This is a genomic window from Mycobacterium simiae (assembly GCF_008370645.1).
GTDB classification, from domain to species: domain Bacteria; phylum Actinomycetota; class Actinomycetes; order Mycobacteriales; family Mycobacteriaceae; genus Mycobacterium; species Mycobacterium simiae_A.
On sequence record NZ_VTZN01000093.1, the window covers coordinates 1 to 20,844 of the forward strand.

The 20,844-nt window shown below is 65.6% G+C and carries 20 protein-coding genes; 14 read left to right on the plus strand and 6 right to left on the minus strand.

Annotated features, from left to right (window positions below; all coding sequences use genetic code 11):
- From eccD to eccE, 3 genes are all read left to right on the plus strand, one after another.
- Window positions 1-734, plus strand: a 734-nt coding sequence (eccD, locus tag F0Q45_RS15315; RefSeq protein ID WP_149654749.1) for a type VII secretion integral membrane protein EccD, incomplete at its 5' end; no start/stop codon positions are given.
- Window positions 731-2,119: a type VII secretion-associated serine protease mycosin gene (gene mycP / locus F0Q45_RS15320; protein WP_149654750.1), complete on the plus strand. Its 1,389-nt coding sequence runs from the start codon at window positions 731-733 to the stop codon at window positions 2,117-2,119. The genes eccD and mycP, both read left to right, overlap by 4 nt.
- On the plus strand, window positions 2,116-3,090 hold the full coding sequence (gene eccE, locus F0Q45_RS15325; RefSeq protein WP_306439444.1) for a type VII secretion protein EccE: 975 nt from the start codon (window positions 2,116-2,118) through the stop codon (window positions 3,088-3,090). Before mycP ends, eccE begins: the two co-directional genes overlap by 4 nt.
- Here eccE and F0Q45_RS15330 read toward each other — a convergent pair.
- Complete coding sequence (locus F0Q45_RS15330; RefSeq protein ID WP_149654767.1) at window positions 3,077-4,279, minus strand: alpha/beta hydrolase family protein; 1,203 nt, start codon at window positions 4,277-4,279, stop codon at window positions 3,077-3,079. The two genes, eccE and F0Q45_RS15330, sit on opposite strands and share 14 nt — an antisense overlap.
- A gap of 168 nt (window positions 4,280-4,447) precedes the next feature.
- Between F0Q45_RS15330 and F0Q45_RS15335 the strand changes: the two genes are divergently transcribed.
- Complete coding sequence (locus F0Q45_RS15335) at window positions 4,448-5,230, plus strand: trans-aconitate 2-methyltransferase (protein WP_149654751.1); 783 nt, start codon at window positions 4,448-4,450, stop codon at window positions 5,228-5,230.
- 105 nt (window positions 5,231-5,335) lie between these two features.
- On the opposite strand, the gene F0Q45_RS15340 is transcribed toward F0Q45_RS15335, so the two are convergent.
- From F0Q45_RS15340 to F0Q45_RS15350, 3 genes are all read right to left on the minus strand, one after another.
- The gene (locus F0Q45_RS15340) at window positions 5,336-6,742 is read right to left on the minus strand and encodes a sulfatase family protein (RefSeq protein WP_149654752.1); all 1,407 of its coding nucleotides are present in this window, start codon (window positions 6,740-6,742) and stop codon (window positions 5,336-5,338) included.
- 61 nt (window positions 6,743-6,803) lie between these two features.
- The gene (gene bluB / locus F0Q45_RS15345) at window positions 6,804-7,457 is read right to left on the minus strand and encodes a 5,6-dimethylbenzimidazole synthase (RefSeq protein WP_149654753.1); all 654 of its coding nucleotides are present in this window, start codon (window positions 7,455-7,457) and stop codon (window positions 6,804-6,806) included.
- Window positions 7,458-7,518: 61 nt separating this feature from the next.
- Window positions 7,519-8,001 carry a hypothetical protein gene (locus F0Q45_RS15350; protein ID WP_149654754.1) on the minus strand — a complete coding sequence of 161 codons (483 nt, stop codon included), beginning with the start codon at window positions 7,999-8,001 and terminating at the stop codon, window positions 7,519-7,521.
- Between the two features lie 56 nt (window positions 8,002-8,057).
- Between F0Q45_RS15350 and F0Q45_RS15355 the strand changes: the two genes are divergently transcribed.
- Together F0Q45_RS15355 and F0Q45_RS15360 are read left to right on the plus strand one after the other, a co-directional pair.
- Window positions 8,058-8,726, plus strand: coding sequence for a phosphatase PAP2 family protein (locus F0Q45_RS15355; protein ID WP_149654755.1), 669 nt, complete (start codon window positions 8,058-8,060; stop codon window positions 8,724-8,726).
- A 105-nt stretch (window positions 8,727-8,831) separates the two neighbouring features.
- Window positions 8,832-9,488, plus strand: coding sequence for a L,D-transpeptidase family protein (locus F0Q45_RS15360; RefSeq protein WP_149654756.1), 657 nt, complete (start codon window positions 8,832-8,834; stop codon window positions 9,486-9,488).
- Window positions 9,489-9,494: 6 nt separating this feature from the next.
- Here the strand turns inward: F0Q45_RS15360 and F0Q45_RS15365 are convergent, their stop codons facing one another.
- On the minus strand, window positions 9,495-9,953 hold the full coding sequence (locus F0Q45_RS15365; protein ID WP_149654768.1) for a nuclear transport factor 2 family protein: 459 nt from the start codon (window positions 9,951-9,953) through the stop codon (window positions 9,495-9,497).
- Between the two features lie 70 nt (window positions 9,954-10,023).
- Here F0Q45_RS15365 and F0Q45_RS15370 point away from each other — a divergent pair, with 70 nt between their 5' ends.
- The 4 genes from F0Q45_RS15370 to F0Q45_RS15385 all read left to right on the plus strand — a co-directional run bounded on the left by F0Q45_RS15370 (window position 10,024) and on the right by F0Q45_RS15385 (window position 15,349).
- Window positions 10,024-11,253, plus strand: coding sequence for a hypothetical protein (locus F0Q45_RS15370; protein ID WP_149654757.1), 1,230 nt, complete (start codon window positions 10,024-10,026; stop codon window positions 11,251-11,253).
- Between the two features lie 162 nt (window positions 11,254-11,415).
- A complete protein-coding gene (locus tag F0Q45_RS15375; protein WP_149654758.1) occupies window positions 11,416-13,302 on the plus strand; it encodes an Hsp70 family protein in 1,887 nt (628 codons plus the stop codon).
- A 228-nt stretch (window positions 13,303-13,530) separates the two neighbouring features.
- Window positions 13,531-14,886 (plus strand): DUF7159 family protein, encoded by a 1,356-nt coding sequence (locus F0Q45_RS15380; RefSeq protein ID WP_149654759.1) that lies wholly within the window; start codon window positions 13,531-13,533, stop codon window positions 14,884-14,886.
- Window positions 14,887-14,962: 76 nt separating this feature from the next.
- Window positions 14,963-15,349 (plus strand): hypothetical protein, encoded by a 387-nt coding sequence (locus tag F0Q45_RS15385; RefSeq protein WP_149654760.1) that lies wholly within the window; start codon window positions 14,963-14,965, stop codon window positions 15,347-15,349.
- Between the two features lie 3 nt (window positions 15,350-15,352).
- On the opposite strand, the gene F0Q45_RS15390 is transcribed toward F0Q45_RS15385, so the two are convergent.
- Entirely contained in the window at window positions 15,353-16,057 is a 705-nt protein-coding gene (locus F0Q45_RS15390; RefSeq protein ID WP_149654761.1) for a DUF3060 domain-containing protein, read from the minus strand.
- Between the two features lie 56 nt (window positions 16,058-16,113).
- Between F0Q45_RS15390 and F0Q45_RS15395 the strand changes: the two genes are divergently transcribed.
- From F0Q45_RS15395 to F0Q45_RS15410, 4 genes are all read left to right on the plus strand, one after another.
- Window positions 16,114-17,148 (plus strand): NADP-dependent oxidoreductase, encoded by a 1,035-nt coding sequence (locus F0Q45_RS15395; protein ID WP_149654762.1) that lies wholly within the window; start codon window positions 16,114-16,116, stop codon window positions 17,146-17,148.
- A gap of 125 nt (window positions 17,149-17,273) precedes the next feature.
- Complete coding sequence (locus F0Q45_RS15400; RefSeq protein WP_149654763.1) at window positions 17,274-18,152, plus strand: glycoside hydrolase family 16 protein; 879 nt, start codon at window positions 17,274-17,276, stop codon at window positions 18,150-18,152.
- 11 nt (window positions 18,153-18,163) lie between these two features.
- The gene (locus F0Q45_RS15405; RefSeq protein WP_149654764.1) at window positions 18,164-18,784 is read left to right on the plus strand and encodes a muconolactone Delta-isomerase family protein; all 621 of its coding nucleotides are present in this window, start codon (window positions 18,164-18,166) and stop codon (window positions 18,782-18,784) included.
- 19 nt (window positions 18,785-18,803) lie between these two features.
- Entirely contained in the window at window positions 18,804-20,300 is a 1,497-nt protein-coding gene (locus F0Q45_RS15410) for a bifunctional phosphatase PAP2/diacylglycerol kinase family protein (protein ID WP_149654765.1), read from the plus strand.
- Window positions 20,301-20,844: the final 544 nt, after the last annotated feature.

A 20,844-nucleotide genomic window follows, 5' to 3' on the forward strand; every position in this document is an offset into this window, starting at 1 on the left:
CCAGCGCCGAACGCGAGCGCGTGGTCGCCGTCTTCACCGCGGTGGCGGTGGCCGCGAGCGGGGTGATGCTGGCGGCCGGTGCCGAATTGCTGTGGCAACTATCGATGCTCCGCATCGGCAGCGGGCTGATTGTGGCCGCGCTGTTCGTCACCATCCAGGCAGCTCAGCTGTCGGCTTTGTGGGCGCGCTTTCCGTTACCGGTCATCCCGGCACCGGGTGACCCGAGCCCGGCGGCTCCGTCGCTGCGGGTACTTGAGGACCTGCCGCGGCGGGTGCGGGTCAGCGACGCCCACCAAAGCGGCTTCATTGCCGGGGCCGTGTTACTCAGCGTCCTGGGCTCGGTGGCTATCGCGGCGCGCCCGGAGACGCTAAGCGCTCTGGGCTGGTACGTGGTGGCGGCAACGGCGGCCGCGACCACCTTGCGCGCTCGGGTGTGGGATTCGGCCGCGTGCAAGGCCTGGCTGCTTGCCCAGCCATATCTGGTGGCCGGAGTCCTGTTGGTGCTCTACACCGCGACCGGGCGCTATGTTGCCGCCTTCGGCGCGGTGCTGGTGCTGGCCGTGTTGGTGCTGGCCTGGTTGGTGGTGGCGTTGAACCCGCAAATCGCTGCGCCGGAAAGCTATTCGCTGCCGCTGCGACGGCTGCTGGGCTTTTTTGCTGCCGGCCTGGATGCTTCGCTGATCCCCGTCATGGCCTACCTGGTCGGTCTGTTCGGCTGGATCCTCAATCGATGATGCGCCGCGGATTAGCCTGCCTCGCAGCAACTGTCGCGGCTGTGACGTGGACCTGTCCGCCGGCGCTGGCGATCAACAAACCGGAAGTGGACCCGGGCGTCTCGCCGCCCAGCGGATCCCCGGGACCCGTCCAACCGATGGAGCAGCGCGGGGCATGCAGCATTTCGGATCTCATTGCGGGCACCGACACGAGCGTCCCGACAGCCAGCCAAGCGACGCTGAATCTGCCGGCGGCATGGCAGTTTTCCCGCGGCGAAGGTCAATTGGTGGCGATCATCGACACCGGAGTGCGGCCCGGGCCGCGCCTGCCGAACGTTGATCCGGGTGGCGACTTCGTGGGATCGACTGACGGCCTGACGGACTGCGACGGGCACGGCACGCTAGTCGCCGGGATCATCGCCGGCCAGCCCGGAGACGACGGTTTCGCGGGCGTCGCACCCGCGGCCCGGTTGCTGTCGATCAGGGTGACCTCAGCGAAGTTCTCGCCGCAGGCGCCGGGCGGCGACCCCACGCTGGCGCGGGTAGCTATCGACGTCGCGGCGCTGGGTGGCGCAATCGTGCACGCGGCTGATCTCGGCGCCCGAGTGATCAACATCTCCGCGATCACCTGTCTTCCCGCTGACCGAACGGTGGACCAGGCTGCCCTGGGCGCGGCGATCCGGTACGCGGCGGTGGACAAGGACGCGGTGATCGTGGCGGCCGCTGGTAACAGCGGAGCGAACGGCTCGGTCGTCGGCGGCAATGCCTGCGAATCTAATCCGCTGACCGACCTGAGCCGGCCCGCCGATCCACGCAACTGGGCGGGCGTCACGTCGGTTTCCATTCCGTCGTGGTGGCAGCCCTACGTGTTGTCGGTGGCGTCATTGGCGCCCGACGGGCAGCCGTCGAAGTTCACCATGGCCGGGCCGTGGGTCGGCATCGCCGCAGCCGGGGAAAACATTCTGTCGGTCAGCAACGGCGACGGCGGTGGCCTGGCCAACGGTCTCCCCGACGACCATCAGCATTTGGTGGCCCTCAGCGGCACCAGCTATGCGGCTGGCTACGTCTCCGGCGTCGCCGCGCTGATCCGCAGTAGATATCCTGGGTTGACCGCCGCCGAGGTGGTGGGGCGCATCACCGCCACCGCGCACAACGGAGCCCGCGACCCGTCCAACCTCGTGGGTGCCGGCCACCTGGATCCGGTGGCGGCGCTCACCTGGCAGCTCGCTTCGTCCGGAACGCCGAGGGCGCCGGCAAGGCCGGTCGCGGTTCCGCCGCCGCCGGCGCCGAAAGATACCACCCCTCGAACCATCGCATTCGCCGGAGCCGGTGCGCTGCTGTTGCTGGTCGTCGTCACCGCGGCCACGGTGGCAACAGTGCGCCGACGAAAGGAGCCGAACTCGTGACCCTGAACTCGATCCCGCGCCCTGGACGCTGGCGGATCACGGTGGTGCTGCTGGCGGCGGTGCCGGCGGTGCTGGCCTATCCCTGGCAGTCCGCCCGGGACTACTGGCTGATCGGCATTGCCGCTGGTGTGGTGTTCGTGCTGTTCGGCTGGTGGCGCGGACTCTATTTCACGACAATAGTGCGCCGCCGGCTGGCGATGATGCGCCGCCGGCGCTCCGTTCCCGAGCCCAGAACCGACATGCGGACGACGGCGCTGCTGCGCGTTGGGCCGGGGGCCTCCGACCTCGACGTGTTCCCACTGCCGTTGCTAGCCCGCTACCTCAACCGGTACGGCATCCGCACCGACGCAATGCGCATCACCGGCCGCGCCACCGCGTCGGGTGACCAGCAGACTTGGATCGGGCTGACGATGTCGGCCGCAGCAAATCTGGTAGCGCTGCAAGCCCGTTCACCGCGCATCCCGTTGCATGACACCGCCGAGGTGGCTGCCCGTCGGCTTGCCGACCACCTGCGTGAAATCGGATGGGACGTTAGCTTCGTCGCCCCCGACGACATCCCGCAGTTGCTCGCCACCGACTCCCGCGAAGTGTGGCGGGGGATGCGGCGCAGCGACTCCGATTACCTTGCGGCATACCAGGTCAGCGTGGACGCTAAGCTAGCCGAAACGTTGGATGCCATCCGCTCACATCCGGCGGGCGAAACCTGGACCGCGCTCGAGATCGCCGAAACTGGCCGCTCCCTAGGCGCTTACACGGTTGCTGCCGCGTGTGCCTTCCGGACGGACACGCAGCCGGACAGCGCACCACCGCTGCCCGGGTTGACCCTGCAGCGAGGCAGCCAGCGGCGGGTGCTCAGCGCATTGGAGCTGTCGTCCACACAGCGACTCGACGGACACACCGTTGCCCCCGACGATCTGCTGGAGCGGGTGGTGTGGCCCACCGCGCTCCTCGAAGCCGCTAATCGAGCATGAAGTCGCGCAGAAACAATGTCATGCGCCGCAGATAATCCAGCTGGCTCACATGCATGACGTGGCTGCCCGGGAACCAGTGCAGCGCGCAGTGATCCCAATGCTGCCACAGCGCGACCGCATGCTCGGGTGGCGCCATTCGATCGCCGAGGCCGGTAATGATCATCCGGCGGTGCTTGGGTAGCAGCGGGCGATAGTTCAGCGGACTGTGGTAGGCCAGCCCGGCGCTCAATTCGCTGTTACTGATGTTGGTCAGGCACAGACCCAGCCGGACGAGTGCGCTGGCCGGGAACCATTCGTCGAACAACTTCCCGGGGGTCACGACGGGGCAGTTGGGGATTACTGCCTCGAGCCGATTTTCGACCGAAGCCACCAGGGCCGAGGTGTACCCACCCAGCGATATGCCGGTTAGTGCGATGCGCTCGACTCCGGTCTGGCTCAGGTAATCGACGATTGAGCGAAAGTCGAACACCGCCTGGGCCATCGCCTCGGCAAACCCACTCAGCCCGCCGGCAAAGAAACCGAAACCGCTGAATGGCGAAAGCTTTTCGGCCCGCTTGCCGTGAAAAGGCAAGGTGTACAACATAACATCGTAGCCAGACCGGTAATACCACGGCAGCGTGAAGAACAGCCCATTGAGCAGGTACGAGGAGCCCATGAATCCGTGGATGACGCACAGCGTGGGGCGGGGTCCGTCGTCATGTCGCCAGTGCTGGGCATGCACGATATTGTTGGCCTTCAGCATGCTCCATGGCTTGCGCATGGTCGGGTTGACGGCCCGGAAGCCGCTGGCGAACGAGATGTTGTCGACCGTGCCGCGCGCGACCCACTTAGCGAGCGGGCTGGCCGGCCGGGACGACACTGTGGGCACTTCATTCGGCCCCGGGAACGACTGAGCCGGATCATGTTCGGCTCCCAGTTCGGCATAGAATTTCAGGTTGCTGCGCTCGCTGCCGGAATTAACGCGGCGCAAAGCGGTTGCGATAACGGCCGGTGCCACCGTCGTGGCGAGTACTGAAGACGCCGCGGTCCGCAGCGCGACGTCGCCGATCGCGGATGACTCGACGACGAGGCGTTGCCGCGGCGACAGCGCCGAGCGTGGCGGTAACCCTTCGGCGCCGACGTCCGCGCCGGGCACATCGGGAATCGGGACCGGCGGATCGACGGGATCTGCCTCAGGAGTCTCTGACATCCCCGAAATCTCAGACATCCCGCCGATGGTATCCCGCCAAAGTTGCCGAGCGCTGGCGGTTTCAACTGTAACGTCAATTCGTCGTGGGCGGGGCGCCTTGGGGACGTCATTAGTACTAGGTTTGTCCCACGACACCCGACGGCAGCGGTGTTGATCAGGAGGACCAAAATGTGGGATCCCAACGTCTATCTGGCCTTTGCTGATCAGCGCAGCCGCCCGTTCTACGACTTGCTGTCCCGGGTGGGTGCCGAGCGGGCCCGCCGGGTGGTCGATCTGGGTTGTGGACCAGGCCACCTGACCCGGTACCTGGCGCGACGCTGGCCCGCTGCCACGATTGAAGCATTGGATAGCTCACCGGAGATGGTCGCCGCGGCCCGGGAGCGCGGGATCGACGCCACCACAGCTGACTTGCGGAGCTGGAAGCCCAAGCCCGACACCGACGTGGTGATTAGCAACGCCGCGTTGCATTGGGTGCCCGAACACTCCGACCTGCTGGTCCGGTGGGCCGGCGAGCTGCCTGCCGGGTCGTGGATCGGAGTGCAGGTACCGGGAAACTTCGAAACCCCGTCGCATGCCGTGGTGCGGACGCTAGCCCGGCGGGAACCGTACGCAACGGCGTTGCGCGATATACCGTTTCGGGTAGGGGCAGTAGTCCGCTCCCCGACGTACTACGCCAATCTGTTGATGGACGCCGGATGTAAGGTCGACGCGTGGGAGACCACTTATCTGCATCAGCTCACCGGCGAACATCCGGTGCTGGACTGGATCACCGGCACCGCGCTGGTCCCGGTTCGGGAGCGGCTCGACGACGCGAATTGGGAACAGTTCCGCCACGAACTCATTCCGCTGCTAGACGATGCTTACCCGCCGCGAGCGGACGGAACGACCATCTTCCCGTTTCGCCGGCTGTTCGTCGTTGCCGAGGTCGGCGGCGCCCGTCGCGGCTCGTAAGCCTTCGGCGTCGAGTGTGCGCTCAGGTTGAGGCTACGCGGGGGGCTTAGCCTCAAGTGATCGCCGCAACGCCTTACAGCCCAGCGTGTAGCTGACCCGCGCTTCCTAGTTGCCAGCCGGGGGCGCGGCTTCTTCCTCGATACCGCGGTCGAGGGCGATTGCAGATCTGCAACTAGGGGTCGTTGCGTGGATTTGCCGATACGTTTCGGTGTAGCGCTCCGCGATGCGAGTGCCGGCGAATTCCGAGGGTATTACGTCGCCGGTGCGCTGACGCCAATCGTGAAGCCGAACAGCGAAATCAGCTGCGATCGCACCCGTGTTCCTGGTGGTGTCACCGGCCAGCAAGTTCGTCGTCTCGGTGGGGTCAACCCGCAGATCGTAAAGTTCTCGTGCCGGACGTGGCGCGTGCACGAATGGTGCAACGGCAATCCCGGACGGGCTTTCCTCGATATCCCACGGCAGGTCCAGCAAGGGACGGGGCACATAGTTCTCGATGTAGCTATAGTCCTTGGTGCGGATCGCCCTAATCGGGTCGAACGAGTCATGATAGGTCTTCGTAGTGAACACATGGTCGCGGACCGGTTCGGCGTCGGCAACCGGCGCCATCAGGGCTTCCGCGTGCGACAGGCCGTCGACCTCGGCCGGGATGTCGACACCCAGCAGGTCCAGCAGAGTCGGTAACAGGTCGACACCGCTGAACAATTCGTCGTAGACCCGAGGTGCCACCGCATGACGGGTAGGCGGACGGATGATCATCGCAATGCCGGTTCCGGCGTCGTACAGCGTGGATTTGGCGCGTGGGAAGGCCGGACCGTGATCGGTCCAAAACACCACCCAGGTGCTGGCGTCTAGGCCCGTCGCGGCCAGCGCGTCCAGGATCTGCCCCACGGCGGCGTCTGCCGTGGTGATGGCCCCGTAGAAATCGGCAAGGTCCTGGCGCACCTCGGGGGCGTCGGGCAGATAGTCAGGCACCTCGACACCGGCGCTGTCCGCCGGTGCGTAGCGTTCGTATGGGTAGGGCCGATGGGTTTCGAAAAAGCCGGCCGTCAGCAAGAACGGCCGTCCGGACCGGGCTGGGACGCTGTCTTGTAGCCACTGCCGCACCTTCTCCACCACGTACCCGCAGTAAGAATTCGACACGTCGAACTCGTCGAAGCCCAGCCGGGCCGGGTAGGACGTCTCGTGTTGCATTCCGAAAAGAGCTGAATACCAATCCTTTTCACCGAGCAGCTGGGGCAGCGTGCGAACTCCGGTGCGGTACTCCCAGCCGTGATGGGCCAGCCCCACCAAGCCATTGGTGTGCGGGTAGCGGCCGGTGAACAGGGACCCACGCGACGGCGAACACAGCGGGGCGGTGGCGTGGGCTCTGGTGAACAGCATGCCTTCGGCGGCAAGCCGGTCCAGTCGCGGGCTGGTGACATCCGAATGTCCGTAAGCGCCGAGGTAGCGCCCCAGGTCGTGCCAATGCACAATCAGCACATTGTCTTTGCGGTCGCTGCCGGGCCCCGTCATCGTCTGTCACCTCTCCATGGTCGCGGCGGCGACGATACCCGGTGTGGCACGGTGGCGATGTTCACGCCCGGTTTGCCCATCGGTTGTCCCAGACGAACTCCGGTAGCGGTCGGGGCACAGCCCAACCGTCCATCTCCAGTGCCGGCCGGTCCGGAAACTCGGGCACCGGGCCCAGACACAGGACGGCCACCGGTTCGGCGTCATCGGGCATCTGCAGGAGAGCCGCCAACCGTCGCGGGTCGAACAGCGATACCCAGCCCATGCCCAGGCCTTCCGACCGGGCCGCCAGCCACAGATTCTGGATCGCGCACGATACCGACGCCAGGTCCATCTGGGGTAGCGTGCGCCGACCGAAGACGTGGACATCGCGGTTGTCGCACAACGCCACCACCATGAGCTCGGCGCACTCGAGAATGCCCTCGACCTTGAGCGCGAGAAACTCCTCGGCCCGTTCACCGAGAGCTTGGGCGGTCAAGGCGCGTTCTTCGTCGACTAGGGAGTGGATGCTCGTGCGCAGCGCCTCGTCGGTGATCCGGATGAACCGCCACGGCTGCATCAGGCCGACGCTGGGCGCGGCATGCGCGGCGTGCAACAACCGTGCCAGCACATCTTCCGGCACCACGGCGCCGGGTAGGAAGCGGCGCATGTCCCGCCGTTCGGAAATCACCCGATACACCGCCCGCCGCTCTGATGCGGTGAACGCATAATCGGTCATTCGGCCATCCTAGGAATGGACTTAGCGTGGACTAGCCGTCCGACCTGGCCCGACATCGCTATCACGGACTATAGGTAACGCCGACCGCGCGGAAGACGTACTCGGGCGGCACGTTGAAAGCAAGTGAGCGCAGCGGCAGGCGGGCCAGCACGTCGTCGCTGATGTCGGCCTTGAAGTGCAGCGAAAGTTGGCCGTGGAACCTGGGGTCGACCTTGGCGACATCGAGATCCAGTTGTAAGCCTGTCGAGGAGATCTGCGCTATTGCGGCGCCCGTTTGCGGTGCGTCCCAGCGCACGTCGATGGCACGGCCGGCAAGCTTGGGTAGCGAGGACAGCGTCCCCAGGACCCGCTGTTCGGTAAACACCAGCGCACCCGGATAGCTGGCAAGGCTGTGCGACGCCCGCACACCCGGGATGGCGCCGGTGAACCGCCTGGTGACCGGGACATATTCTTCGAGGTAAATGAGTCCTTCGGCTTCGAGCTCAGCCCGCAGCTCCGCCGGTAGTTTGCCGATACCAAACAGCCTCCGAATAATCACCGCCATGAGGCCAGTATGGGGCCGTTTCGGCCGGGCCGCACCGATAGTGGTATCCGTGGAGCATGATCCGGCGACCGACCACCTCGGCTGTTCTGCTGGCGGCGGCCGCCACCGTCATCTATGCCCTGCTGTGGGTGGGGCACCGACAGGATTGGGCGTGGTTGCACGCCACGGATTGGTGCTTGCTGAACACGGCGCACGACATCGGGGTCAAGCACCCGGCCTGGGTGCGGTTCTGGGTCGTCGTGTCGTTTGTGCTGGGCCCGATTCCCACCCGGTTGCTGGGGATGGTGGTCGTGGTGATCGCCTTGGTGCAGCGCAAGGTGCGGATGGCTTTGCTGCTGTTCGCCTGTCTGCCCCTTAACGGTTTGGTGACGATGGTGGCCAAAGGTTTGGCCGGCCGGCCGCGACCGCTGACCGAATTCGTCACCGCACCCTCCAGTTCGTTCCCATCCGGGCATGCCCTCGAGCTGATGGCGGCTGTGCTTGCGTTGCTGACCTTCCTGCTGCCGATCCTCACCATCCCGTGGACGCGTGTGTTACTGGTCGGCGCGGCCGTGGTGAGCGTCCTTACGGTCGGCGCCGCGCGAGTCGCGTTGAATGTGCACCACCCCACCGATGTGGCTGCGGGCTGGTCGTTGGGATGCGCGTATTTCCTGTTGTGTCTGTGGGTTTTTCGGCCGGTAACGGCAACGGATGATGAACCGGCCGAGCTTGCCGAGGCTGGCTGAAGTCCAACTGGTGCGGTGTTTGTCGTGTTGTGTCTCGGCGGAGTGACCTAACCGGGACGGAACCTTTACTTGACCCTGAGGTTTGGCTGCCCGCACGATAATGCGATGCGCCGACTGGAAGCTGTACTGTTTGCTGCGGTGTGTGTCGCCGGAGCAGCCGTGGGGCTGGCGCCGGTGACTGTTGCGGCCGGTAACCCCTGGTTCGCGAACTCGGTCGGAAATGCTACGCAGGTGGTTTCGGTCGTTTCCAGCGGCGGCTCTAACGCCAAGATGGACGTTTACCAGCGCACCGCCGCCGGCTGGCAGCCGGTCAAGACCGGCATTGCCACCCATGTCGGTTCGGCTGGTATGGCGCCGCAGGCCAAAAGCGGCTACCCGGCTACTCCGATGGGGATCTACAGCCTCGACTCCGCCTTCGGCACCGCGCCGAATCCCGGTGGTGGACTTCCATATACGCAGGTTGGACCGAACCATTGGTGGAGCGGAGACGACCACAGCACCACTTTCAACACCATGCAGGTGTGTCAGAAAGCCCAGTGCCCGTTCGACACAGCCGAGAGCGAGAACCTGCAGATTCCGCAGTACAAGCACGCGGTAGTGATGGGTGTCAACAAGAACAAGGTGCCCGGTGGCGGCGCGGCGTTCTTCTTCCACACCACCGACGGCGGCCCCACCGCGGGCTGCGTCGCGATCGACGACGCCACGCTGGTGCAGATCATCCGCTGGCTGCGGCCCGGCGCGGTGATCGCGATTGCGAAGTAACCGCGACTACGCGCCCAGCGCCCGACCAGGCCGTACGGTGAACCCGAGGTTCGCCACCGACATGGTCGCCTCGTAGGTGCGGTCGTAGCCGGTAGCGCTGATTCGCCATCCCGCGGCGGTGCGCCGATACTCGTCGTGGTAGAAGGCTGCGCCGATCAGCATGAAGTTTGCTTCGGCGACGATAACCCGGTCCTGTAGATACCAGGTACCGGTTGCGGTATCGCCCGTCACCGTGATTTCCGGATGGGTCACTCGATGTTCGGTAATGACGTTGGGCCCCAACGCCGAGCGCATGTAGTCCACCACGTCGCCGCGGTTGGTGAAGTGCAGTTCTTTGCCCAATGACGCGCCGTAGTCGCCGCGCACGTCCGCGGTCAGGGTCTCGGCGAAGTCGTCCCAGTGCTTGGTATCCAGCGCCCGCAGATAGCGGTACTTGACCCGTTTGATTGCGTCGAGATCGGCCATGAGGATTGCCACGTCTGGTGGGTTCACCACGTCATTGCAGCACGTTCGTTGCCGCCGTTATCGTCAGGGGATGGGCCGGTCGCGATACACCGAGTTGTCCCGTCGCGAGCTGGCGATCCTGGTGCCCGAACTGCTGCTCATCGGGCAGCTGATCGACCGTTCCGGCATGGCCTGGTGCATTCAGGCATTCGGCCGCGAGCAGATGCTGCAGATCGCCATTGAGGAGTGGGCCGGCGCCAGCCCGATCTACACCAAGCGCATGCAAAGGGCGCTGAACTTCGAGGGCAACGACGTGCCCACCATCTTCAAGGGCCTGCAACTCGACATCGGCGCTCCCCCGCAATTCATGGACTTTCGGTATACCGTCCACGATCGCTGGCACGGTGAATTCCAATTGGACCACTGCGGTGCTCTGCTGGACGTTGAGCCGATGGGCGACGAGTACGTCGTTGGGATGTGCCACACCATCGAGGACCCCACTTTTGATGCCACGGCAATAGCGACCAATCCGCGAGCGCAGGTTCGCCCCATCCACCGGCCGCCGCGAGTACCGTCGGATCGGCGCCCACACTGCGCGTGGACCGTCGTCATCGATGAGTCCCATCCAGCGGCGCAGGGCATCCCGGCGCTGGACGTGGTGCGGCAAAGCCGAGCTGCCAGTTGGCGGTTGGCGGCTATCGACGGTTCGGATGAGGGGCGCGCCGATTACTCCGGACCGCTGCAGTCCGATCTGGACTTCGGCGCGTTCTCCCATTCGGCGCTGGTGCGCATAGCCGACGAAGTTTGCTTGCAGATGCACCTGCTCTACCTTTCGTTTGCCCTGGCGGTGCGGCAAAGGGCCGGTGCCGACCACGAATTGGCCGTGTCGGTGGGCACCCGCCAGTTGATCGGCGTGGCCGGGCTTGCTGCGGAACGCATTCACCGCGCATTGGGATTGCCCAGGGGGATTGAAGGCGTATTGCGGGTCTTGGAGCTGCATCCGCTACTCAATCCCACCGGTTATGTCACGGCCGAAACGGTCGGGCGCCGATTGGTGGTGCACCGGTCCCCGGCCCACGACGACGCCGCCTGGATCTCGTTGTGCGCACCCACATCGGTGCAACCGCTGCAGGCCATCGCCACCGCTGTGGACCCCCAGCTACAGGTTCGAGCCGGCGGGACAGCCACCGACTGGACTGCGCAGCTCACACACACCGAAAGCCTGGCGGCCGAATTGCCGGAGGTGTTGGTGGCCAAGCTAAGTCGCGGATCGACCTTCCAGTTCCAGCCCAGAAGTTCGTTGCCGCTCACCCTGGCCTAACCGGTCTAACCTGAGGCAATCTGTCAAGGCGGCGACGATATCTTTTCGGTGACGACACGGCGTCGACGGTGTACCAATAAGGTTGGGGGCGAATCACATACGGTCCGTTCGCAGCTATGGTTAACGCTGGCCATCGACCCTATCGAGGAAAGCATTCGCTCTATGTACGACCCGCTGGGGCTGTCGATCGGGACCATGAACTTGGTTGCGGCGCGTAACCGGAGCTCTCCGGTTACGCGGCGCTCCGTGCTGATCCTGTATCCGCATTGCGCCCCGGAAATTGGTGTGCGCAACGAGAATTCGACTGCCACCGAGGCCGGAACCTTGATGAGTGGTTTTGTGGAACGCATCGGTGATTCGGTCGCGCTGGTTTCCCCTGACGGATCTGCCCACGATCCGGACCTGCTGATGGTGGAGGCCCTAGACGCGATGGTGGTCGCCGCCGGCGCTGACGCAAGTTCGTCGGAGATCGCCATTGCCGTTCCGGCCTGCTGGAAGCCGGGAAAGGTTCAGGCCCTTCGAAACGCCTTACGCACCCACGTGGGTTTTGTGCGTAGCGGCATGGCGCCGCGTCTCGTCCCGGATGCCATCGCTGCGATGACGGCGGCGAACGTCGAGCTGGACTTGCCGGCAGGCGGCGTGGTGGGCCTGCTGGATTTCGGCGGCTCCGCCTCCTACGTCACATTGGTGGAGACCAAGTCGGATTTCGAACCAGCCAGCGCCACAATGCGTTACGATGATTTTTCGGGTAACCAGATCGACCAGGCGTTACTACTGCATGTCATCGAAGAACTGGGTCACGTCGACATCGACCCGGCCTGTACCACCACCGTCGGTCAACTCGGCTTACTCAGGGAGCAGTGCCGGGAAGCTAAAGAGCGGCTCTCCACCGACGCCGTCACGGAGTTGGCCGTTGAATTCTCGGGATCCAGCACCGCTATCGTGCTCACCCGTGAACAACTGGAAGACCTCATCCAGGATCGGCTGACCGGTTTCATCTATGCGTTCGACGACCTGCTGGCCCGCCACCACGCGAGTTGGACCGACCTGGCAGCGGTGGTCACCGTCGGCGGCGGCGCCAGTATTCCGCTGGTCACGCAACGCCTTGCCTTCCACACTCGGCTGCCGGTACTGACCGCGTCACAGCCCGCCTGCGCGGCGGCGGCCGGAGCCTTGCTGCTGGCTGCCCGCGGTAAAGAGCTGGACTTTCGGACCCGGACATCTATCGGCTTACTAGCCGCGTCCACTTCTACTTGCGCTACCGCCGGCACCAGCGTGATCGAGCTACCGGCCGGCGATGTGATGGTGATCGACCAGGATGCGTTGACCGATCGGGAGTTGGCCTGGTCGCAGACGGACTTCCCGGGTGACGTACCGGTCCGGTTCGAGGGCGACTCCTACAACGAAGACGGCCCCTGCTGGTCGATGCGACTGAACGTCATTGAGCCACTCCTAGAACCGCCGTGGCGGCGCCTGCGGCTGTCACAGTTGCTCATCGGTTTCTCGGCAGTGGTGGCGCTGACCGCGATCGGCGGGGTGGCCTATACGTTGACCGGCGTCGAACGGCGCCATGCTCCGGTGGTCCCCAGTGTTGCGCCAGTGCCGGCGCCGTCGGTTTCGATGCGGCCCAGTTCGGTGGCGCCGACTCCCGCGCCGTTGCCCCGCAGCTCGGCGCCGGCCCCGCATGCGGCACCTACCAGCGTTGTGACACCACCATCACCACCACCACCATCAACGACGCCGACGCCGGTGCTGACAACGACAACGCCCACCGTGGTCAGCACCACGACGACGACGTCGCGGCCGAAGACCACCACACCCACAACCACGTCCACCACGCCGCCACCGACGCCGTCGACAACAACCGAGCCCGAGGATGCCGCGACGGAGCCGCCAACCACCGGGTCGACGGTGAAGATGACGACAGAGTGGTTGCACGTGCCGCTGCTACCTATCCCGATACCGATTCAGGTTCCCCAGAATCAGGCTCCGCAGACCCAGAACCCGCCGAACCCGGCGAACCCGTTTCTGAGTCCCGGCACTCCGTAGGCGGCTGCGCCCGCTGTCATGTGAGCTTGACCAGAATTGACCTTCTCCCAGTGCTGGGCGAGTAGGCTTTGAGCTGGCATAACTTGACAAAATTCCAGCTAATCAGGTGGTAGTGGCCGCACCGGCGGTGCGGCGAAACGCTTGTCGAGGGCGGCCCGCGCGGCGCGCTCGTCTGCCCTGACCCCATGGCTAGCTAGCAAATGGCCTGCAAATGTCCGGGAGGGCCAGATGGACATCGTGCTTGGGGTATCGATGGAGCCCGCGGCGGTCCGCTTGGTGCTGATCGAGGGTGAAAACGCGGACGGTGTCACCGTCGAGGAAGACAACTTCGAGGTTGCTTCCGGGCCCGCCGCCCAGGTAGTTGCCGCGATTGTCGGCACCCGCGAGGGCGCGACCGAGGGCGGCTACTACCTGACATCGACAGGGGTGACGTGGACCGACCCCGGCGGGGTGGGCGCCCTGCGTGAGCAGCTGGCCGCTCACGAAGTCGGCAACGTCATGCTGGTCTCGCCGCTGCTGGCGGCCGCGGCCTTGACCCAGACAGTGGGATATGCCCTGCGTTACCAGCACATCGCGATGTTGTTCGTGGAGCCGGACAGCGCGACGCTGGCCGTCGTCGATGTCGCTGACGGATCGATCGTTGACCTGCATCGCCAGCCGTTGAACGATGCTCTGAGTGCCGGTGCCGCCGAGCTGGCATCGACGGTCGCACTGTTGGATTCGCCGGGCTCCCGGGCGGACGGGCTTTTCCTCATCGGCTGTGGTGTTGACATCGTCTCGATCAAGCCAGCGTTGGAGGCGGCGACGTCGCTGGTGGTGAGCGCTCCCGAGGAGCCGGACCTGGCGCTGGCCCGGGGGGCAGCGCTGGCGTCGGCAAATGCGCCTTTGTTCGTGTCCTCGACGGCCGCTCTGGCTTACGCGCTCGACCCCGGCACTGGCGAGGTAAGTCCCCGCGCCCTCAGTCCGACCTACCTCGACGTCAGCGCTCATGCCGATCTCGGCGAGCAAGCACTGGCCTATAGCGCCCTCGCCGCGGAAGAAGACGAGTCCGTACCGAGACGCAGATCGCCGACACTGGTCGGTAGTGCGACGGCCGGAGTCGTGGCCGTCGCGGCCGGGTTGCTGGTGATGTCGTCAGATGTTCGGCCGATGGCTGCCCCGGAGCCCGTCGTGCCCGAGAGTGTCGTCACCCCCGCGCTTCAGACACCGCCCGAGGCGCTGCCGCAGGCGCAGTTGCCTACTCCTAGCCCCGCGCCGGCTGCGCCCGAAGCGGTGGCTGCGCCGCCCGCGCCGGCGCCGCCGCCAGTGGTTACCAAGCCGCCCCCTACGGCGGTGAACATGGCACCAGCACCGCGTCGAGCACCCACCCGCAAGGCGCCGGTGCCGACGCCCGCGCAGCAAGCCCCGCCACCGGCAGCGCCTGCGCCGCCACCGCCGGCTGCGGTACCCGCCCCGCCGCCACCGCCGGTCGAGGCTCCGGAGCCGATTACGACGATCTACCTGCACGTCCCGTTCGTCACGATCCCGATTCCGATCTACCCACCGGCGCCGCCGCCTCCGCCGCCGGCGGAACCCGCCCCCTAGGCGGGACGCATTGTGGCGCATCGTGCCTGGTGAGCGCACACTGTAAAAGTGAAGGTAGGAGCTGTGAGGAGGTTGGGTGGGTACCAACGGTCCATTCGGTTTTGACCCCGACGAGTTCGATCGGGTGATCAGGGAGGGCAGCGAGGGCCTACGCGACGCATTCGAGCGGATCGGTCGGTTCATCAATGCGCCAGGTGCCCGAACGGGGTGGTCCGGGATCTTCGAGGACCTGTCCCGGCGCTCTCGCCCGGCACCGGAAACTGCCGGCGAAGCCGGCGACGGGGTCTGGGCGATCTACACGGTGGACGCCGACGGGGGCGCCCGCGTCGAACAGGTGTATGCGACCGAGCTCGACGCGCTGCGGGCGAACAAGGACAACACCGACCCCAAACGCAAAGTCCGCTTCTTGCCTTACGGAATTGCGGTCAGCGTCCTCGACGATCCCTTGAGCGAGCCAACCTGACGATCAGCCCTGCGAAACGACGTTCCCAGCGCCGGATTTGCTGATTTTCGGCGCTCCTGAATGGTATGTGACCTGGTTGTTGATGCCGGAGGCCGCGATGGTGTCGACGGTGTCGACGGTCACCGAGTTCTCGATTCCCGAGACGGTGAGGCTGGCGCAGTGACCGGTGATGACCACCGTGTTCGACATCCCGCTGACGGTGACATCACTGTTGTTGCAGGCGATCGTCTTGTTCTCGTTGAGGCCTGTGACGGTGAGACTGCTGCCCGGCGGTGGGGCAGGTGATGACGAGGGCCTGGCCGTCGGTGATTGGGTCTTGCTACCCGAAGGCGGCGGCGCGGTCGCGGGGGAACTTTGGATCACCGTGGTGCTGGGTGTCAGGGTGGCCAAGGTGCGCGAAATGTGGCTTCCGGCGTAGGCGACGATCCCTCCGATTACCGCCAGCACCCCAACGACGAAGACGGCGGCCAGGATCCAGAACACGCGGTTACCCGACGACGATCGCGGCGTCGCCCCGGGGAACGGGGACTGGTAGCCGTACGTCGAGCCGTAATAGGGCGGCGGCACCGGTCCAGGTGGCGGCGGGTAGGGCTGGTACCCGGCGTCACCGGGCGGTTGCGAAGCTCCCAGCTCGGATGCGCGCGCCGCTTCCGCCAGGGGTTGCTCTAGCTGTCGGATCCGGGCCTCAGGGTCGTCCTCTGGGTTCATGCAGAGATGCTCCCACACGGCTAACCTGCCGAATAGGCCCGAATAAGCTCGGCGGTGTGCCGGAGTTGCCGAATCGTCAGATCGTCTTGCGTCGCCGCCCTACCGGGCTGGTCCAGCCCGCTGACACCGAGCTGGTTAGCGCCCAAGCGCCGAATCTGGCTGCCGGCGAGGCGCTGCTGCGCACCACGTATGTGGGGATCGACGCGGCCGCGCGCACCTGGCTGGACGACCAGCCCGGCTACCTGCCGCCGGTGCGGCTGGGGGAGGTGATCCGGGCGGCCGGAATCGGTGAAGTCGTCGAATCCCGTTGCGACGCCTACGCTGTCGGTGACATTGTCACGACGCTGACGGGCTTCCAGGAGTATGTGATTATCCGCGACGACGTGTTCAGCACACCCATCCCGGGGAAGAGCGACCAGCTGGCGATCATGTCCGTGTACGGCCCGACCGGGGCCACCGCCTACTTCGGGATGACCGACATCGGCCGGCCCCAGCCCGGTGAGACGGTGGTGGTGTCCGCGGCCGCGGGCGCGACCGGATCGGTGGCCGGGCAGATCGCCAAAGTCGCCGGCGCTCGGGTCGTCGGTATCGCCGGCGGGCCTAAGAAGGGCCGCGCGGTGGTCGAGGACTTCGGATTCGACGCGTGCATCGACTACACGAACGAGGACCTTAGCGCGGCGCTCAAAGAGCACTGTCGCCGCGGGATCGACGTCTACTTCGACAACGTCGGCGGCCCCATCCTGGACGCGGTGCTGGGCCGGTTGGCCCGCCACGCGCGGGTGGTACTCTGCGGGGTCATCTCCAGCTACCTCACCGGCGAGCACCCAGGCCCACCCAATTACGTGAATCTCTTGGCCAAGAGCGCGCTCATGCAGGGGTTTAACACCCTCGAGCAATGGGGTCGCTGCGACGAGGCGTTTGCCCACCTCCGCCAGTGGGATTCCGAGGGTCGGCTCAAGCATCGGCAAACCATCTTCCACTGCATCGAGTCCTGCGTCGACGCGCTGAACGGGCTGTTTACCGGCGCCAACATCGGCAAAACTCTGGTCAAGATCAGCGAACCCACCAGCGGGGCAGCCGCTATGACCTGACAGCACCCGAGACAGCTTGTGTCGCTTGTGTTTCTGAAACGAAGTTGGCGACCGCGCTGACCTGGACGCGACGCGGAGGGGGACCGCCGGAATCAACCCGGTGCGTGTCAAGCTGCTATTGTCCCTTGCTTATGCCCGAGATTGACCGTCGCCGAATGATGTTGATGGCCGGATTCGGCGCGCTGGCGGCCGCCATCCCGGCCCCGAGAGCCGTGGCCGACCCGCCCGGTCCGGCCGCGCCGGCCCCAGCTCCGTTGGCGCCGACGGCAGGGGCCCCCGGTGGATACCTATGGCATGACGAGTTTGACGGACCAGCCGGCTCGGCCCCCGATCCCTCGAGGTGGGCAGTGTCCAGTCATCGGACGCCGATCAGGAATCCGGTCGGGTTTGACCGACCCGAATTTTGGGGGCAGTACCGCGACAATCGCCAGAACGTGTTCCTGGACGGCAACTCAAATCTAGTACTGCGTGCCACCAGGGACGGCAACAGCTACTTCGGCGGGCTGGTCCATGGGCTGTGGCGGGGTGGCATCGGTACTACCTGGGAAGCTCGAATCAAGTTCAACTGCCTGGCGCCCGGAATGTGGCCGGCCTGGTGGCTGTCCAACGACGATCCCGGCCGCAGTGGCGAAATCGACCTGATCGAGTGGTACGGCAACGGGACCTGGCCGTCAGGCACCACCGTGCACGCGAACCCGGACGGCACGGCGTTCGAGACGTATCCGATCGGCGTGGACGGCGGATGGCACAACTGGCGAGTCACGTGGAACCCGAGCGGCATGTACTTCTGGCTGGACTATGCCGACGGCGCGCAGCCGTACTTCTCAGTTCCGGCGACCGGCATCGAGGATCTGAACGAGCCCATCCGCGAATGGCCGTTCAATGACCCTGACTACACGGTGTTCCCGGTTCTCAACCTCGCGGTCGGAGGTTCGGGTGGCGGCGATCCGGCGGCCGGCGCATACCCGCAGGACATGCTCATCGACTGGGTGCGCGTCTTCTAAAGCGCTTCCCCGTGCGCCGCGAATTCTTGGTCACCACGACCACGCAGGTTCCCGCTGGCACATCCAACGACGAGGTCAACGAAGCCCGCGCGCGCGAAGCCGCATACCTGCGCCAACTCGCGGCTCAGGGCTGTTTGCTGCGGTTGTGGCGCCCACCGCTGCGACCGGGCGAATGGCGCACCCTCGGGCTCTTTGCCGCCGACGGCGCGGGCCAGCTCGATCAGCTGCTCGCCTCGATGCCGCTGCCGATCTGGCGCACGGACGAGCTCACACCGCTTGACTTGCACCCCAATGACCCCCTGGACGCCGCAATAACGCCCCGGCCCGGGAAGGGGCCGGAGTTTCTGATAACCATGACCATCATGGTGCCGCCGGGCACACCCGCCCAGGCGCTGGAGGACGCCACTGCGCGCCAAGCCCGCCGCACCCAGAACCTGGCCGAGGGTGGACACCTGGTGCGGCTGTGGACCCTGCCCGGCGGCGCGGACGGCCCGCGCACCCTGGGCCTATGGAGAGCACGCGATCCTGGTGAGCTGATGGCCATCGTCGAATCGCTACCGCTATCGGGATGGATGACCATCGAAACCACGCCGTTGAGCCCGCATCCCAGCGATCCGATCCGCTTACGCTGACCGCGTTAGTGTGGATCTAATGAACCGGCGGCGGTGGCCACGCGCGCGAGGCATCCAACAGATCACCCGAGGCCTGGGGACTCTCGACCGCGAATTGTTCGAGGTGATCGCCGAGACACCCACGCCCCTGCTCGACGCGGTGATGCCACCACTGACCCGGACGGCCGACCATTCCAAGCTCTGGTTCGCCATCGCCGCGGGACTGCTGGCGACGAAGCGGCCGGCGGCGCAGCGCGGAGCGGTGCGCGGCGTCGTGACGCTGGCGGTCACCAGTTTGGTGACCAACCAGGGCGCCAAGCGGATTCGGCAGCGCCCGCGTCCGCTGTACGACTTGGTGCCATTGGTCCGCCGAGTCCGGCGCCGTCCGACCTCCAACTCGCTACCGTCCGGACATTCCGCCAGCGCGGCCGCATTCGCCATCGGGGTGGGCTTGGAGAACCCGCCGCTGGGATTCGCCCTATCCCTGCTGGCCGCGCTGGTGGGGCTGTCGCGGGTGGTAACCGGCGCGCACTACCCCGGTGATGTCCTCGCCGGATTCGGAATCGGCGCCGGCATCGCGGTGCTGGGCGGCCGACTGGTTCCCCCCATCGTCGAGGCTAGGTTGCCGAAAACCGAACCCCTGCGCGTGGACACACCGCCACGACCCGACGGCGCTGGGGTCGTTCTGGTGATCAACCCGGCATCGGGGGGCGGCAACGCAATCGGTGTGCTCGGCGCGGTACGCACCGAGCTTCCACGGGCAGAAATTGTCGAGTTGAATCCCGACGATGACCCGGACCAGGTGCTCCGCGAAGCGGCCGAGCGCGCCGACGTGCTCGCGGTCGGCGGCGGCGATGGCACCGTGTCCACCGCCGCGGCCGTTGCTCTCGACGCCGGGCTGCCACTGGCGGTGTTTCCGGCTGGAACGTTCAATCATTTCGCCAAGGACATCGGCTGCGACAGCGTGTCAAAAACCGTCGACGCGATCCGGCGTGGCAGCGTGGCCTGCGTGGACCTGGTCTGCCTCAACGAGAGCCAGATGGTCGTCAACAACGCCAGCATCGGCGCGTATCCCACCTATGTGCAGCACCGCGAAAAGCTGGAGCGCCGCGTCGGCAAGCTGCTGGCCAGCGTCTACGCCATGATGCATACCCTGCGCAAAGACCAACCCGTCCGCATCCGCTACGACAACAAGACGCTGCAGACCTCGTTGTTCTTCGTGGGCAACTCGGTGTACCTGCCGACCGGATTCGCGCCGTCCCGCCGTACTCGCATGGACGACGGCCTGATCGACGTGCGGATCCTGGACACTGGACGCCGGCTGGCGACTGCACGGATTCTGACGGCGCTGGCATTGGGCCGGCTGGAACGCAGCCCGCTGTACCACGAGCTGCAGGTGCCAGAGTTCAGCTTCACCGCCGTTGACGCGCCAACCGTCATCGCCCATGACGGCGAGATCGGCGAGGAATACCAGCACGCTACTTTGACCGCCAAGTACCGGGTGCTTCCGGTGTTTCGTCCCCTCCCGGGGAGCTAGGACCGGCGCCAGGGGTCGCCTGCCGCACTGTGCCCGCTACGACGTACTGCGCCTCCGCCTTGAAATACGTTGCACTGAAACCTGATTCGGCTGACTTCGTAGCTGGGTGCTCGGTCGAGCCGTACAAGCGGCTGGCGGCCATGCCGCGGCGCCCACATTCTGACAACTATGGTTAACGATGGCCGACATCACGAGTAGCTTTCCCATTGTCAACTCGAATTGACTGTTAGGCCCGGTATCGGGAAGCTTCGTTGAATCTTCAGTGCTACGGCGAGGACCTTGCAGGAGATCAACCAGAAGGGAGAAGTGTCATGCGGCAACGCATCGAATAGAAATGCCGGTTGTCAGGGAAGTCAATATTGCTGAGGCCGACCCCAACATTGCTTTGGCCTGCGTTACCTCTCCTGATTAGGTCATGTCCGTGCTGCCCGGCGTGCTCAAGACGCGCACCACACAGGCCGGGCAGATCAAGTTAAAGACAACCCAGCAAGGCGTCAGTCAGACCCAGAGTCATCACCTGCGCGGTAACGCTGTTCCATCATCA